The organism is Pedobacter steynii (genome assembly GCF_900103665.1).
GTDB classification, from domain to species: Bacteria; Bacteroidota; Bacteroidia; order Sphingobacteriales; family Sphingobacteriaceae; genus Pedobacter; species Pedobacter steynii.
On sequence record NZ_FNGY01000001.1, the window covers coordinates 832,918 to 847,775 of the forward strand.

A 14,858-nucleotide genomic window follows, 5' to 3' on the forward strand; every position below is an offset into this window, starting at 1 on the left:
GTAATTATCGAAAATTAATTCGGAATATCAAATTTCTTTTGGTCTTCATGGAATTGTTCGTACCGGGTAGCAGCACCTATTTTAATTAATTCTGCTTTGATGCCACCAAGTTGATCCTCTATTTCTACTTTAATGCCACCAAGTTGATCACCAACTTCAGTAAAATTAGTTGAAGTTTCCGCAGACAATGAATTTAGTCTAGCTTCAACATTTCCTAATCGACTTTCAACGTTTCCCAATCGACTTTCAACGTTTCCCAATCGACCTTCAATTCTTCCTAACCGACCTTCAATTTTAATAAAATTTTCATCTGCTTTAGTTGCAATTCCATCCAGCATCGCTTTAGTAAGCTCATTCTGACTTAAGAGAAGTGCTACAGACTCTTCTAATGTTTGCTTTTTGTTCGACTCCTCCATCTGAAATGTTGTTTGGACAAAGCTAAGTAATTTGAATTTAATAATTAAATATTTTTATAATTATTTAAGTTGTTTGATTTCTTATTACGACAATAACAGAGAAGCGACCAAATGTCAATATGTACTATTGAGTTACCGGAAAGGACTGGATAACTCCTTTCGGTGCTATCTGGGAAAATTGTCTATTTGCCGGACTGGACCGCAAAGGAAACTGCTGCTTTAGCATGAATCTTTGTCGTATCAAAAACAGGTATGGCAATGTCTTCCTGATGAATTAACAAAGGAATTTCAGTACATCCCAATATGATCCCCTCCGCACCGTTGTCAATCAGCTGCTGAATGATCGCTAAGTATTGTCTTTTGGTTTCCGGATTCAGAACTCCCCGTCCCAGTTCGTTCCTCAGCGTATCTTCGATATAATCTCTGTCTTCCTGACTTTGAGGAATAATAGGCTCAATTCCGCTGGCAATCAGTTTGTCTTTATAAAAATCCAGTTCCATGGTATAGGTGGTGCCCAATAATCCTACCTTTTTCAAACCCGCCTGATGAATGGCATCTGCCACTGCTGTAGTAATGTCTATCAGTGGCAGATTTACCCTTTCTGCAATTCTATCGGCCACAATATGGGCTGTATTGGCACATAATACAATGGCTTCTGCACCACCTTTTTTTAGATCTTCAGCAGCATTAACGAGCAATTCAAAGGTGGCATCCCAATTGTATTCGGCATTGAAACGCTGGAAATCATCAAAATTTACGGAGTAGATCATACATTCCGCAAAGTTTAGTCCACCCAGTTTTTCATTTACCCCTTCATTGATATAACGGTAATAATCTACCGTAGATGTCCAGCTGATTCCTCCAACAAGTCCGATTTTTTTCATATGTATATAATGTTTTTTAATGGTTATGAAGCGATCATGATCTTATATTCATTTCGTTATGTGATCTGGAAGATCATGATGGTTTCATTTGTATATAAGTTTTTAAAATGTATTGTTTTTATGATGTAAAAGTAGATAGCTTTGAGTAACTATAACAGATACAAAAACCGACTATTTTAATGTAACAGATGAAAGGATTTCAATACCTAAACATTGCAGATGAACTGGAAAAATTAATTAACACGGAGGTTTATCCTGTTGGCCGTAAACTGCCTTCTTTGCGGTTGATCAGTTTACGCTTCCAGGTCAGTATAGGTACAGTCCTGAAAGCCTTTGTGTTGCTGATAGATAAAGGGCTGATCCTTGGAAAGGAACGCTCCGGTTATGTCGTGCTGAGAAAGTCCGTGCTGAATGTAGATTTACCACAGCGCAGCAAAACGATATCTGGGGCGACCGAAGTGAGGTTAAGTCCGGTTTTACCTCAAATCAGCAGGGAAGAGCAGGAGCATCAATCTTTTGTGTCTTTTTTTAATGCGGTATTGGATGTGGGGCTTTTACCGCTCAATGCAATCAGAAGAAGCCTGCAACATGCTTCAAGAGACCTGAGCGGAGCACACTTGTTATATGAAAAGGCCAATGGAAATCCTTTGCTAAGACAGGAGATCGCCGGGAGGTCTTTCCGCTGGAAAGGAGCCCTCAGCGCCGAAGATGTAGTCATTACAAATGGGGCATTGGAAGCAGTAGGCCTATGCCTGAGGGCGGTTGCAGAAAAAGGGGATACCATTGTGCTGGAGAGCCCATTTTACTATGGCATCCTTCAGACGATTGAAGCATTGGGATTGAAAATAGTGGAGCTTCCGGGAGATACTTTATCAGGAATCGACCTGGATCAGCTCGAACAGGTTTGTGAGGAACACCGGGTAGCAGCATGCGTCCTGATCTCTAATTTTAACAATCCCAATGGCGCCATGCTTTCTGACCAGAAGAAACAAGATATTGCTGCTTTCGCAAGGCGAAAAAAGATTCCTGTTATTGACGATGACATTTATGGCGATCTTCATTTCGATACAGAAAGACCTGCAAATATTAAAAGTTATGACGCCGATGGATGGGTGATGTTGTGTTCTTCCTTTTCCAAATCTGTTGCCCCCGGATACAGGATCGGATGGTGTGCCCCGGGAAGATTTACAGAAAAAGTCATCAGGCTGAAAGCCCTAACGAATGTGGCTACCGCAAGCGTAGTTCAGTTGTCCCTGCTGCAATTGTTAAATACAGGAGCCTACGACCGCCATTTGCGCAAGCTGCGGCCGGAGTTACACAAGCTGATGTTATTGACCTTGCAGGCTATTGAGCAATATTTTCCTGTCGGAACGAGAATGAGCAGACCCAAAGGCGGATTGGTACTCTGGATTGAGCTGCCCCAGGGGGTCGATGCGGTTTTACTTCATCAAAAGGCAATTGCCGGACATATTCAGATCGCCCCGGGAACTTTGTTTTCCAACAGCGGAGCTTATACGAATTATATCCGGATGAGTTGTAGCAACCTCTGGAGTAAAAGAATAGAACAGGCCATCCAACAACTGGGGAACATGATAAAGGACCAGATGATGAAAAACAAAAATTAATTTCCGGGCGTATTCCTTATTTATTAGCTTTATTCTGTAATTGATCAACCCCTGCTAATTTGTAAAAGATGAAACGTGGTGCTTTAATTTTCTGGACGCTGTACAGCCTTTTCTTTGCCATTCCATTCCCCATGATCATCTATTATTCTACCAGTAATCCGGATGATATCAACAACCTCAGGGCCAGTAACCCATGGCTTTCCCTTGGTATTTTAGCGGCCTCTGTTATACTTTGGCTCATTGTCCTGATTGTGTTTTACCACAAATGGGTGTTGAATGTTTTTACTTCCAAAAAAAATATTGAATACCTGAAGAAGGAAGGAGAACCCCGGGAGGCCCGGATTTTAAGTGTAAACAAGCTGAGACCGGCTGAAGCAAAGATGGATACTTATGAACTGGCGCTTTCCTTTAAAAATCTGGTTGGCACGGAGATCGTACAGAAGAGTGGTGTGAATGATAGTAAACCTTTTGAACGCCGTTATGAAGTCGGTAAAAAGGTCACACTATTGATTGATAAAGAGATGAAACGTATTCCTTACTTTATTTTTTCGGGTACCCAAATCAGAATAAATAAAAGAGTTGTACTGTTAAGAAGTCTGGGTTGGCTGGCACTGGTTGCAGTCCTGTCGGGATATTATGTATATGCCTATCAATCAGAAAGCCATGGAATGGGCTGGCGTTTTATGAGTTTTGGACACCCTTTAATCGTTTGCCCGCTGATCCTTTTATTTTATAGGATTTTAGTAGACCTGATCGTTAATAAATTGGGTGGTGATTATAAGGATAATACCCCATTAATTAAGTTTAAAGGAATAAAAACAAATGCCAGACTCATCAGTGCAAGTCAGACCGGAACCTATATTAACGAGCAACCCATGATCCGTTTTGAGCTGGAATATACTGACGAAAAGCAGCAAAAGCACAACGGAAATATAAAAAAGATTGTAAACCTGCTGGATTTAAACAGTATAAAAGTCGAATATGTGGAGATTTTTTACCTCAAATCTGATCCTAAACGGATTGCTTTTGCCAGTGATTTAAATGAACTAAGCTGAACGCCATGAAGAAGTTAATTGCCCTGATGATTTGTAGCCAGATCCTTTTTAGTTGTAAGCAGATCTCAAAAAGTGTAGCAGAGACGTTTAACCCTAATGATTCTGTGGCGAATAAAGCTGCGCAGGATAAGCCCGCCGAAAATGAGGATCATTTTCATACAGAAACCCAAACGACCAGCAGTACGACTGTAGAAACACATACCAGCACACATACTGAACAGCATGTTGAAGGGACTAAAACTGGTTTTTTAACAAATGCTGATCAGTTAACAAAAGCAGAAAACGAGTTGAAAAAGCTACCTCAATATCTGGGAAAGGAAATCTTTATTTATTCCAATATTAATTTTTATGACGATGGTCACATCAGTGTGATGCTGCAGCATCCTCAAAACCCTAAGTATGTAGATAGTTATGAATACAATGCAGGGAAATGGTCTGCACCCAAGCCGAAGCAGTTGTCGGTAAAAGATGACGTTAAAAGCAGTCTGGTTTCGCTAACCAGGATCCCATTCTCTAACGTAGCTAAAGTAACTGGTATCTATAATGAAAAAGCTGCTCATATTGAAGGAGCAAAGTCAAGTGACCATACTTACATTGCTATTTTTAGGAATCAGATAGAATGGTACCCGATGAACATTAATGGGACCAGGGAGCGTTATTACATCCAGTTTAATCCAGATGGAACGTTAAAAGAATTCAAACAGGATTAATAACTAAAGATTTAGTTTGTTGGAAGTTTATTTTCTATATTTAGATAATTGATTCAATTCTTTATTTAAATATTCGAAATTATGAAGCGCTTTATTCCAGTTCTTTTGTTCTTGTTTCCGCTGTCTTTATCGGCTCAGGTCATCAGGTTTAAGATAGAAGGTACCGTTAAGAATGTAACACATGCTAAGTTTGCATACCTGTCTTCATTCTATCAGCAGGTGACTGTTTCCAGTCCGAAAATATTTATGGTTAGTCCCATCGTAAATGGGAAGTTCGAGTTCCGCAATACTTTTGATCTGGAAGGAAAGGACTTTCAGCATGCCTGCATCATTGTAGATGAGCGGGGTAATATTTCAAAAGAAGAACTGGCTTCCAGGTTTAAGCAGCAGAGATGGGTAGCTGGCAGGGAGAAGTTTATCAGAATAGTGCTGCTTGAAAATCTGAAGCTCGACCTACCGGAGCGGGATCAAACGAGAACTGCAGCAGTGGTAGCAGGGGGAAGGCTAACAAAGCAATTGGATGAGATTGGGCTTGCGATGAGGGAGGGAAATAAAAAGCTGGTTTCTTTCGTGAAAAAATATCCGGATTCTCCGGTAACGCTGTATGCAGTAGAGCAGTGTTCTGATACCAGAGGCTATAACCAGGAAAAATTACTCAATGCCTGGGGTACCCCATCAGAACTTTATAATGCGCTTTCCGAAAGATTAAAAAAGACGCCAAGAGGCATTGCGCTAAAGAAAGATATTGAACAACAATCCATCCTTAAATGATGCGGAAGAGAAGCTTGTTCCTTCTTTTAACAGGAATGATAGGTACAGGAGTATTTGGGCAGGAACCAACGAAGGGCCAACTTAGCGTAAGTGCTGATTTGGGCAGAATTAAAGACAGCCTGGTTAAGGTGCTGATTGAAAAAACTGACCTTGGGGGCTATAGCAGAACAACAGATACGGTAAAGATCAATGGTCTGCAATTTAGTTATCAGCAGCAGCTTGCTGAACCACAGAGGATGAGGATGGTTTTCTATTGGAAGAACAAGGGGCTGACCTCCATTTCATTTTGGGCAAAGGATGCGGTGTACGTGCTAACGATAGGGGATGACTTAAAACCGCTCTTGCTTTCTCCGGAAACCACTGGTTTTACCGAAAATATCAATCATCTGGAAAAGCAGATCCAAAACCAGGAAAAAAGATCAGATAGCCTGGAGAAAATTGTGAGTTATGAAAATCAGACTGTAGATGCCGTCGAAAAAAGAATCTGGGAAATCAGTGATTCTATAGCACATGTGATCGATACAGCACTTTACCTGAAATTTATGGGTAAGCATTTAAACACACCTGAGGGCTTGTATGCACTTTGTAAATATGCAGCACGCCCCTCTGGAAATCAAAGGGTAAAATCTCAGACTGAAAGAATAGAATTGCTCTTTAATCAGTTGGCTCCATCGGTAAAGGAATTGCCTTCTGGCAGAACGCTGTTTCACAAAATCGCTCTGGGAAAAGAAATGGCCATCGGAAAAACCTTAAAAGACATTTCACTTCCTGATACTGCCGGTAAAGTGGTTAAAATCAGTGATTTTAGGGGCGGGTATCTGCTGGTAGATTTTTGGGCAAGCTGGTGTGGCCCATGCCGGACAGAGAATTCCGGACTAATCAAAGCCTACCTCCAATATAAAGATGCCGGTTTTCAGATTATTGGAGTAACAAGGGATCACAAATTTTCCAAAAGTGCATGGCTTCAGGCGATAGCGAAAGATGGGATCGGTTTATGGCCCCAGCTGAGCGATTTTGATGACCTGGCGCAACAATCTTATGATATTCAATTTATACCATGCAACTATCTGATCGATCCGCAAGGTGTAATTATTGCAAGAGACCTCAGAGGGGCGGAACTGGAGACCACTTTGATGAAATTGTTTAAACGTTAAATGCGTCGATGTTGTTTAAAATAACTCAGCGACGAAGCTTTCTGAGTCTAAAAACAAATGAAATAATAAATAACTTCACAAATGCATAAAGTACTACTGATCACCTTACTGTTAACAGCTAAAATGATTCCTGTTTTAGCACAAAACGCCTGGACACTCGAAGTAGAAAAAGAGGGAATAAAGATTTATACAGGTGTGTTCCCAAACTCCGGGATCAAAGCAGTTAAAGCGCAGTGTAATGTGAAGGCAACAGCGTCACAGGTGGTCGCTTTACTAATGGATGTGGAATCTGCAACAGATTGGGTGTACCATACAAAATCATGTTCCCTGATCAGAAAGGTTTCTCCTGCTGAGCTTTATTACTATTCGGAAATCAGTTTACCCTGGCCATTACAGAACCGGGATTTTGTGGCACATTTAAAGGTTAGCCAAAATGCAGTCACCAAAGTTGTGACCATTGACGGACCGGCAGTAAAAGGTCATGTAGCAGAAAAGAAAGGCATTGTAAGGATTCAGGATTCCAAAGGGAAATGGGTAATCAGCCCGGCGGGGACCGATAATGTAAATATTGAATACACCATTCATGTAGATCCGGGAGGAACCTTACCACCATGGCTGATCAATATGTTCGCTGCTGAGGGGCCACTCAGGATCATTAAAAACCTCAAGATTCAGGTGCAGAAGCCCATGTATAAAAATGGGGTAGTTTCTTACTTAGTGAATTAGTCAGCATAAACCTCAGTGCCTTGCTATTGTTACCCTGAAAAAGGGATTTTTGTAACCTTATAATTTAAGGCAGCGGTTGTTCCTGCAGTGACATCAATGGTGACACCCGTAATTTTTCCAGCCAGATCAGAGGCCAGAAATACAGCGGTATTCGCAATGTCTTCCATCATGGGCAGTTGTTTGAGCATGGTATCTGCTTCCAGCTTTTTTAAAAAATCCAGGACTTCTTCCGCCGGATTATCCAAAGCTTCTTTAAAAGGCCTGGAATCCGGAGATCCTGCCGACCGGATATTTACTGCACGTATGCCATAGGGCCCCAGTTCGGCGGCAAGGTTCTTCGAAAAGGCTTCCATTGCAACGCAAGCCGGGCCAAAACCCCCAACATTTGCATACCCAATCCCTCCGGGAGTGGCGGTAAGGGAAAGAATGACACCAGATCCCTGTTCCATCATGATCCGCCCGGCAGCAGTAGCCGTTAGGAATTGTGTGCGCATCGCGATCTGAACCGGACGCTCGAAGTCGGCCAGTTCCATTTCTACCAGAGGAACATCCTGTGTGTCTTTCAGGCCGATGAGGTTAAAAATGATGTCGACGCTTCCTGCCTTTTGTTTTACTGCTGCTAAATGGCTGTTGATGGCATCTGGATCCAGCGCATCTACTTCGGCCGCTTCTGCCAGGCCGGCCCGGGCATGAATTGATGCGGCCACTTTTTGTGCAGCCTCCATTCTTTTATGGGTTACAAATACGGTGGCACCTGCAGCAGCAAATGATTGCGCAATGGCACCTCCAAGCGAGGGACTTGCCCCATAGATAACGGCATTTTTATTTTGAAGTAACATAAGCTTGATCTAAAAGATGAGCATATCGTTTTAACGAATCAAAAATGCAGGATAAAGCGGAGATTTAAGGAGTACGTATGTGACAAATAAGAGGGGCATTCCAGCCAATAAAAAAAGCCACTCCGGAGAGTAGCTTTTTTTGTCCTTGTTCAGGATGGTATATCATCACAATTGAAAACCAGTTATACGGTCTCGTTTGTCGTTTTAATCGTTTTTTCCAAAGCATGTAATATGCTGTCTTTATAACCGGTAAAGTTCGTTTGACGTGCTTCATCTGAATCAGATTCTTTCAAAGTTTTTCTGCTTTCTTTGATCTGTTGTAATTCGTTGGTATATAAATCAAGGAACAATTCAGGTTCTTTGTTTTTTAAAATCCTGACTGTGTGTGAGTATTTTTCATAGCTATCCACAAGAATTGCCAGGCCTTTCTCGTCATATGTATTTATACCAGCTGTCTTTGTCAGTAACTTTTCCAGCTTTCCTCTTTCTTTTGCGTAACCCATAATTGCGACAAATATACCAGTTCTCCGGAAGAATTATACTATCATCCTGCGCAACACCTGAAATTTCTATCAGAAAAATTATTAAATAACCAGTCATTTAATGTAATTAGTATAGTTTTGCGCTTCCTGATGGCTAAGTATCGAAAAGATGCGGGCGTAAATTAGCAAACGATGCATGACCTTATTTTAAAAAATATAGCTAAACACATTGTCCTCGATGAAGCCGAAGAAGCCTGTTTTCTGGCCTGCTTAAAAGAAAGGCAGGTGCTAAAAAAGGAATTTATTCTGAAGGAAGGGCAGATCTGCAGGGAAATCAATTTTGTAGTATCCGGGACACTGAGGGCATTTTATCTGGATAAAACGGGTAAAGAATCAACCATCATGTTTGCCCTCGCAGACTGGTGGGTGACCGATATGTTTTGTTTTGTAAATGAACAGGCGGCGATGCTGAATATCGAAGCGACAGCCGATAGTTGTATTTTACAACTTCAAAAAGAAGACCTGGACCGTTTATATATCCAGGTGCCGAAATTTGAAAGGTTCTTTAGAATAATTATGCAAAACGCCTATATCCGAGAACAGCTCCGCGTGATCCAGGGGCTGTCGCTTTCTGCAGAAGAAAGGTATCATAATTTTCTAATCAAATATCCGAAGGTAGCCCAGCAGGTCAAACAAAAACAAATTGCTTCTTACCTGGGTATTACCCCTGAATTTTTAAGTACGATCCGGGGAAATAAAACTAAAAAGAAAAAAAAATCTTAAGCTACCTTATTTTTTTCTGCTCTTTTCTTCCCTTTTTTTGTAAAAAAGATAACCTATGCTCATCCTTATTGCAGGTCCCTATCGTAGCGGGACAAACGACGATCCTATATTAATGCAGCAAAATTTAAACAGACTGGAAGCGGCTGCACTTCCTTTATTTCGACTTGGGCATATCCCAATGATCGGGGAATGGCTGGCATTGCCCTTACTGCATCTCGCCGGTTCAACGCGTCCCGGTGATGCAGCCTATGAAGAAATCCTATATCCGGTAGCACATCGCCTGCTTTCTAAATGTGATGCGGTTTTACGCCTGGAAGGGGCATCAAAAGGAGCAGATGAAGATATCCGGATTGCCCTGGAAAGAGGTCTGAAAGTGTATTACCATATCGATGAAGTCCCTCATGAAGCATCCTAAAGTTAACATCCTCCAGACGGATGTTTTATCAGACAACTGGTATACCCTAAGAAAAATCACCTACGAATACCTCAAAAAAGACGGAACCTGGCAGACGCAAAACAGAGAGGCTTACGACCGGGGGAATGGCGCAACGATTTTGCTGTACAATAAAGCGGAAAAAACAGTGATTTTAACCCGTCAGTTTCGCTTACCTACTTTTCTCAATGGGAATGAAAGTGGAATGCTCATTGAAACCTGTGCCGGCCTGTTGGATAAAGACAATGCCGAAGACTGTATCCGGAGAGAAACGGAGGAAGAAACAGGCTATAAAATCTCTGATGTTAAAAAGGTTTTCGAAGCGTATATGTCGCCGGGATCTGTTACCGAAATCCTTTACTTCTTCATCGCCGAATATTCCAAAGCTATGAAAGTAACAGATGGAGGAGGGATAGAACAGGAACAGGAAGAAATTGAAGTGTTGGAAATGCATATCGACAAAGCGATGGAATTAATGTACAATGGTGAAATCAAAGACGGCAAGACGATCATGTTACTTCAGCACCTCAAACTGACGAATATTCTTTAATGTTATATTTTCTTGTGATCTGTGGTTTTTGCGCTTAATTTGGAAATTTATTATCTATATATTTATTATATTGGTGGTAAGGAAAAACATTAAGCGAAAAATAGCAACCATATGGAAAATTTTGTATTCCCACATTTCGGAGCAATCAATCTGAGTTGTCTGAAAGATCACTATACCGTAGAAATTGATGTTAAAGGAAATGCAGTTAAGCTGGACCTCTTTTTTGATTATAACAGTATTGGCCGGCATTATGCAAATGTGATGAAAAGCTTTATAGAAGAGATTCCGAGTCTTGATATTCAAAACCAAACCTATATTGAGGACGATTATAGAGACAGCAAATGGGGTACTGTAAAAGAATATTTAGCCTATCATTTGAAGGAACTCGATAAAGATGATCTGTCTGAGTTGATAGATTTTGACTATAAAGTGGTGAATCCGGAAAAACAACTGTTCAGTAGATTAAAACTGGTAGCGGTTACACTGCATCCTGACCTAAAAAGTGCCCTGGGGTTTTCTGCGTTTTTTGATTATACAGTTTGTAAAGAGTTTTCAGATTGCGTGATTGTCGTTAATACAGATGCCTTTGGCAAATTAGACCATTTGGACTGGGAAAGTTAAATGGCCTGAATTACCTTTCGGTCATTTCCATTTGAGGAATATTAATCGTTATTTAGAGGAAACCAAACGATAACAACTATGAAACTAGGGGCATTTTCAATAAGCCTGAGTGTCAAGGACCTCAGTGCTTCCAAAGCATTTTATGAAAACCTGGGCTTTACTGCTTTTGCAGGTCAGCTGGAAAAGAACTACCTCATTATGAAGAATGGGAATGCATTGGTTGGTTTGTTTCAGGGAATGTTTGAAAATAATATTCTGACTTTCAACCCGGGATGGGATGAGAATGCCGGCAACGTGCCTGGTTTTGATGATGTAAGAGAGATCCAGAAACAGCTGAAAAGCAAAGGGCTAAAAATAGAAGGAGAAGCCGACGAAAATTCTTCCGGACCAGCCAGCTTTATGGTAACCGATCCGGATGGAAATGTCATTCTTGTAGATCAGCACGTTTAATGCTGATCAGCTCAACGCGGTTAAACAGTATGGGGCGGCTAAATCTATTGATGTTGTTATTCTTAACTTCCTTCGCCGCCTTTTCACAGAAAAAGAATGAGGTCAGCATTGGCTATATAGACCGTTATGAAAAATTGCCAAAAATCAACATCCAGAAAACCACTGCTGCGGAATACGAGCAATATAAGCCGGGTAAGGCCCTGGTTAAACTCAAACTGAAAGAAACGAAATCATCTTTTCAGATCATAACAAAAGGAAAACCCTACTGGCTAAAAAAATACGATCCCCGAACCAGTGGGGATGGTTTTAGGGGATTCGAATACTTCGGCTACTTTCCAAAACTGAAAATGTATGTGCTGACCAGCAATGCTACATCCGAACACATTGGTTTCAGTGACCTGATCCTGGTGGATAGCCTCAGCAATTACAGGTATAGTATTGTGTCTATAGGAGATGCTGCGGTGGAAACGCCGGTCCCCTCAGTCAATAGCAAATACCTGCTTTACTTTTACAATGAAGTGTACAACGCAAATAACTGTACGATTGCCATATTGAAAGTAAACAACAGGAAAGTTCCTTCGAAATTACTTACAGAATATCAATATTTCAAGACCGATAAATGGACTGTAGATCAGATTCAATGGATTGATGACCAATCTTTCCTCATAAAAGCGCTGGTCAGCAAGATGGAAAATTCGCAACGGTCCAAACACTTTGAATACTACAAGGCTAAGCTGGACTGAGTTTTTTCTTTCGGCAGAGCCGTCTGACTTCCAGAATCATTTAAATTCTTCCTTTCAATGACCGGAACCTCCTAAATGTAGTATTGCTTCCAATTGCTGATTTCGTAGCTAATCTTGGTGGGTATCCATGCAAAATAGCATTACCTTATCCACAGGCCTGTTCGGTACCTTGCATTTACCGTATAGCAGGGCAACAGGCTTTATATTAGGTGTATATCAGGTCTATACTCGGTGCATACACGCTTAAGAGCGTGTCAACAGCGGGTAGGCTACGGGTAAATACCTGGTTAGAAGTGATTCAGTCCCAAAGGAGTTATAGGGTTGGTATAAGTTAATTTAAATCAGGCGTTATGGCAAGAATTACAAAGGGGTTATTGGGTGGTTTTAGTGGGAAAATTGGTCCTGTGGTCGGTTATACGCTATATGGCGTAGACCGGATGAGGAGTTTACCGGACCGGACTGCCCCGCCAACGGAGAATGAATTGAAAAACAGAAGCCAGTTTAAACTGGTACAGGACACTTTAAACCCAATTAAGGAGCTGCTTAAGGCTGGTTTTAAGAACTATTGGACGGTAAGCGGAGGTACGCGTGCTGCCCTTTCTTACAACCGGAAGTTTGCGGTTAAAGCAACTGAAGAAGGTTATGAGATCGATCCGGAACAATTTAAAATCAGCGGCGGGAGTCTTCCTGGTTTAACCGGGCTAAGGGTACTGCAGGAAAGTGCGGAGGTGCTGAGGTTTCACTGGAATCCGGAAGATGTTCCCGGAGGTTCCCGTTATGACCAGGTAATGCTGCTGGCAATGGACCTGCAGGGGCAGAAATCCTGCTATGAATGTCCGGGAAATTTCAGAAGTGCCGGAACAGGTATGCTGCAGCTTTCAGAAGATTTGTCGGGAAAAGAAGTAGATGTGTATATTGCAGTAGTGGCTAAAGACAGGTCTGTTCAGTCGGACAGCCAGTATTTAGGCCGGATACAATTGAAGGCAGGAGCGGTACCGGTCTTAAATACGGAAATGAAACCGGTGATTCCGGAACTTGAAGAAGATGAACCTATGGAAGAAGATCAAATGATTCCAGATCAAAAGAACATAGCACAAGCTTTATCTCCCGGACCGCCGCTTTTTTACTTTGGAGAGCCTTATTTTAAAAAAGTTGAGCAATTGTTTCTTCAACGGCCAGGCATTGAGTTGAGGAATGAAAAGAATTGGGAAGATGGGAAGGTTTTTTTGAACAATGAAATTCGGGCAAGGTTATTGAATACTGATGAACGTGTCCGGGAATGGTTAAATAACAGGGGGAGTAATAACATTAAAGATGATATATGAAGGAAGAAATTCTTAATGAAATTAAACGTTTAGGCGGAAATACAGACAACGTAAAAGGGATTTCCCTACAGGAAGACTTAGCAGCAATAGCATTCAAACATCCCTTATATCCTGATCATTATGGAGATGAATTGTATGGTACAGACCAGTTTTATGAGGAAAACAAACAGTTGTACAAAGACGATAAGCAAAGTTTCTATCAAAAACTGATGGCACATTTTTTCTCTGATCATGAAATTCCTTATGGACAGGCATTCTTTAGAAATTCCCTGTTTACCCCATTTTCTAAAGGAACTTTTGACTTTGAGGAATGGAACGATATGTTTGTTGACGAGGATGAGGTCAATTTAACGGAGATTCGTAAAGTATCTACAGATCCCAGTCCCGACTTTATGGTGATTGCCTCCAGTTATGGTTTTCCTGATCAATATTATATTAGCCTGTCTGATCAAAATCAGGAAAATCCAACCGTCTTTGGAACCGATCATGAAGTTTTCTTTTCTGAGATTACCAATGAAGGATCTTTATCAGATTTTTTTAAGCGCTTTTTGTCAAAGGAAGATTTCTTGAAAATCGTGGAGAACTATATTGAAAACGAAAAAACTGATAAATAATCCTGATAAAAGCATGACCATCCCTAATCTTATCCCTTCGAATATCGCTCCTTTAGTTGAGCACTTTAACGATTACTTACCCATGGATGCAGAAGACATCGCAATGCTGATCCCCAGATTTGTCGAAAGGAAAGTCAAACGGCGACAGTTCATTTTGCAGGAAGGCGATGTTTGTCAGCATTACAGTTTCGTGGTTTCCGGCTGTTTTAAAATTTACAAAGTAGACGAAAAAGGGGGAGAGCATAACATTCAGTTTGTGACAGAGAACGACTGGGCTACAGATATTGGAAGTTTCCATGCCGAGAAACCCAGTGAATTATATATTGAAGCGATCGAGCCTGGTCATATTCTTCAAATCAAAAGACCTGACCTTCTTTTTCTATATGTCAATAATCCAAAATTTGACAGGAACTTCCGGGTGATCATTGAAAATAAGTTTGTGGAGCTTCAAAACCGGTTGCTTCAATCCTTTTGTGTGAACGCTACGGAGCGTTACCTCACCTTTCTGGAGCAATACCCAGCACTGTCCCAAAGGCTTCCCAATACGCAAATTGCCTCTTACCTTGGCATAACCCCCGAATTTCTAAGTAAAATAAGGAAAGACCTGGTTTCGAAATGATTTACCCTTAATCTAAGTTAAGGTTCTTTCTTGTGATAGCTTATAGGTCAGTCCGCAG

The 14,858-nt window shown here is 41.2% G+C and carries 19 protein-coding genes; 15 read left to right on the forward strand and 4 right to left on the reverse strand.

Annotated elements, in window-relative coordinates; translation table 11 throughout:
- Window positions 1–14: 14 nt before the first annotated feature.
- Both BLQ87_RS03370 and BLQ87_RS03375 read right to left on the reverse strand, forming a co-directional pair.
- The gene (locus BLQ87_RS03370) at window positions 15–416 is read right to left on the reverse strand and encodes a hypothetical protein (protein WP_074604700.1); all 402 of its coding nucleotides are present in this window, start codon (window positions 414–416) and stop codon (window positions 15–17) included.
- A gap of 182 nt (window positions 417–598) precedes the next feature.
- Window positions 599–1,300 carry an aspartate/glutamate racemase family protein gene (locus BLQ87_RS03375; RefSeq protein ID WP_074604701.1) on the reverse strand — a complete coding sequence of 234 codons (702 nt, stop codon included), beginning with the start codon at window positions 1,298–1,300 and terminating at the stop codon, window positions 599–601.
- Window positions 1,301–1,488: 188 nt separating this feature from the next.
- Here BLQ87_RS03375 and BLQ87_RS03380 point away from each other — a divergent pair, with 188 nt between their 5' ends.
- The 6 genes from BLQ87_RS03380 (at window position 1,489) to BLQ87_RS03405 (ending at window position 7,341) form a co-directional block, all read left to right on the forward strand.
- Complete coding sequence (locus BLQ87_RS03380) at window positions 1,489–2,925, forward strand: aminotransferase-like domain-containing protein (RefSeq protein ID WP_074604702.1); 1,437 nt, start codon at window positions 1,489–1,491, stop codon at window positions 2,923–2,925.
- Between the two features lie 68 nt (window positions 2,926–2,993).
- Entirely contained in the window at window positions 2,994–3,980 is a 987-nt protein-coding gene (locus BLQ87_RS03385) for an Asp23/Gls24 family envelope stress response protein (protein ID WP_074604703.1), read from the forward strand.
- A gap of 5 nt (window positions 3,981–3,985) precedes the next feature.
- Entirely contained in the window at window positions 3,986–4,690 is a 705-nt protein-coding gene (locus BLQ87_RS03390; protein ID WP_074604704.1) for a hypothetical protein, read from the forward strand.
- An 81-nt stretch (window positions 4,691–4,771) separates the two neighbouring features.
- Window positions 4,772–5,461, forward strand: coding sequence for a hypothetical protein (locus tag BLQ87_RS03395; RefSeq protein ID WP_074604705.1), 690 nt, complete (start codon window positions 4,772–4,774; stop codon window positions 5,459–5,461).
- Window positions 5,458–6,615, forward strand: a complete 1,158-nt coding sequence (locus tag BLQ87_RS33155) for a redoxin domain-containing protein (protein ID WP_083361660.1) — start codon at window positions 5,458–5,460, stop codon at window positions 6,613–6,615. The genes BLQ87_RS03395 and BLQ87_RS33155 overlap by 4 nt, the downstream gene beginning before the upstream one ends.
- Before the next feature lie 81 nt (window positions 6,616–6,696).
- Entirely contained in the window at window positions 6,697–7,341 is a 645-nt protein-coding gene (locus BLQ87_RS03405) for an START domain-containing protein (protein ID WP_074604706.1), read from the forward strand.
- Window positions 7,342–7,370: 29 nt separating this feature from the next.
- On the opposite strand, the gene BLQ87_RS03410 is transcribed toward BLQ87_RS03405, so the two are convergent.
- Together BLQ87_RS03410 and BLQ87_RS03415 are read right to left on the reverse strand one after the other, a co-directional pair.
- Window positions 7,371–8,180 (reverse strand): SDR family NAD(P)-dependent oxidoreductase, encoded by an 810-nt coding sequence (locus BLQ87_RS03410; protein WP_074604707.1) that lies wholly within the window; start codon window positions 8,178–8,180, stop codon window positions 7,371–7,373.
- A gap of 182 nt (window positions 8,181–8,362) precedes the next feature.
- A complete protein-coding gene (locus BLQ87_RS03415) occupies window positions 8,363–8,683 on the reverse strand; it encodes a hypothetical protein (protein ID WP_074604708.1) in 321 nt (106 codons plus the stop codon).
- Window positions 8,684–8,854: 171 nt separating this feature from the next.
- On the opposite strand from BLQ87_RS03415, the gene BLQ87_RS03420 reads away from it, so the two are divergent.
- The 9 genes from BLQ87_RS03420 (at window position 8,855) to BLQ87_RS03460 (ending at window position 14,800) form a co-directional block, all read left to right on the forward strand.
- Window positions 8,855–9,445, forward strand: coding sequence for a Crp/Fnr family transcriptional regulator (locus tag BLQ87_RS03420; protein ID WP_074604709.1), 591 nt, complete (start codon window positions 8,855–8,857; stop codon window positions 9,443–9,445).
- A gap of 55 nt (window positions 9,446–9,500) precedes the next feature.
- Window positions 9,501–9,860, forward strand: coding sequence for a DUF4406 domain-containing protein (locus BLQ87_RS03425; RefSeq protein ID WP_074604710.1), 360 nt, complete (start codon window positions 9,501–9,503; stop codon window positions 9,858–9,860).
- Window positions 9,847–10,428, forward strand: coding sequence for a GDP-mannose pyrophosphatase NudK (nudK, locus tag BLQ87_RS03430; protein WP_074604711.1), 582 nt, complete (start codon window positions 9,847–9,849; stop codon window positions 10,426–10,428). Before BLQ87_RS03425 ends, nudK begins: the two co-directional genes overlap by 14 nt.
- Window positions 10,429–10,539: 111 nt before the next feature.
- Entirely contained in the window at window positions 10,540–11,049 is a 510-nt protein-coding gene (locus BLQ87_RS03435; RefSeq protein WP_074604712.1) for a DUF2004 domain-containing protein, read from the forward strand.
- Between the two features lie 78 nt (window positions 11,050–11,127).
- A complete protein-coding gene (locus BLQ87_RS03440; protein ID WP_074604713.1) occupies window positions 11,128–11,499 on the forward strand; it encodes a VOC family protein in 372 nt (123 codons plus the stop codon).
- Window positions 11,499–12,242, forward strand: a complete 744-nt coding sequence (locus BLQ87_RS03445; protein WP_143010320.1) for a hypothetical protein — start codon at window positions 11,499–11,501, stop codon at window positions 12,240–12,242. Before BLQ87_RS03440 ends, BLQ87_RS03445 begins: the two co-directional genes overlap by 1 nt.
- 350 nt (window positions 12,243–12,592) lie before the next feature.
- Window positions 12,593–13,567: a DUF6266 family protein gene (locus BLQ87_RS03450; protein ID WP_074604715.1), complete on the forward strand. Its 975-nt coding sequence runs from the start codon at window positions 12,593–12,595 to the stop codon at window positions 13,565–13,567.
- The gene (locus BLQ87_RS03455) at window positions 13,564–14,181 is read left to right on the forward strand and encodes a hypothetical protein (RefSeq protein WP_074604716.1); all 618 of its coding nucleotides are present in this window, start codon (window positions 13,564–13,566) and stop codon (window positions 14,179–14,181) included. Before BLQ87_RS03450 ends, BLQ87_RS03455 begins: the two co-directional genes overlap by 4 nt.
- Window positions 14,182–14,194: 13 nt before the next feature.
- Window positions 14,195–14,800 carry a Crp/Fnr family transcriptional regulator gene (locus tag BLQ87_RS03460; RefSeq protein ID WP_074604931.1) on the forward strand — a complete coding sequence of 202 codons (606 nt, stop codon included), beginning with the start codon at window positions 14,195–14,197 and terminating at the stop codon, window positions 14,798–14,800.
- Window positions 14,801–14,858 lie beyond the last annotated feature (58 nt).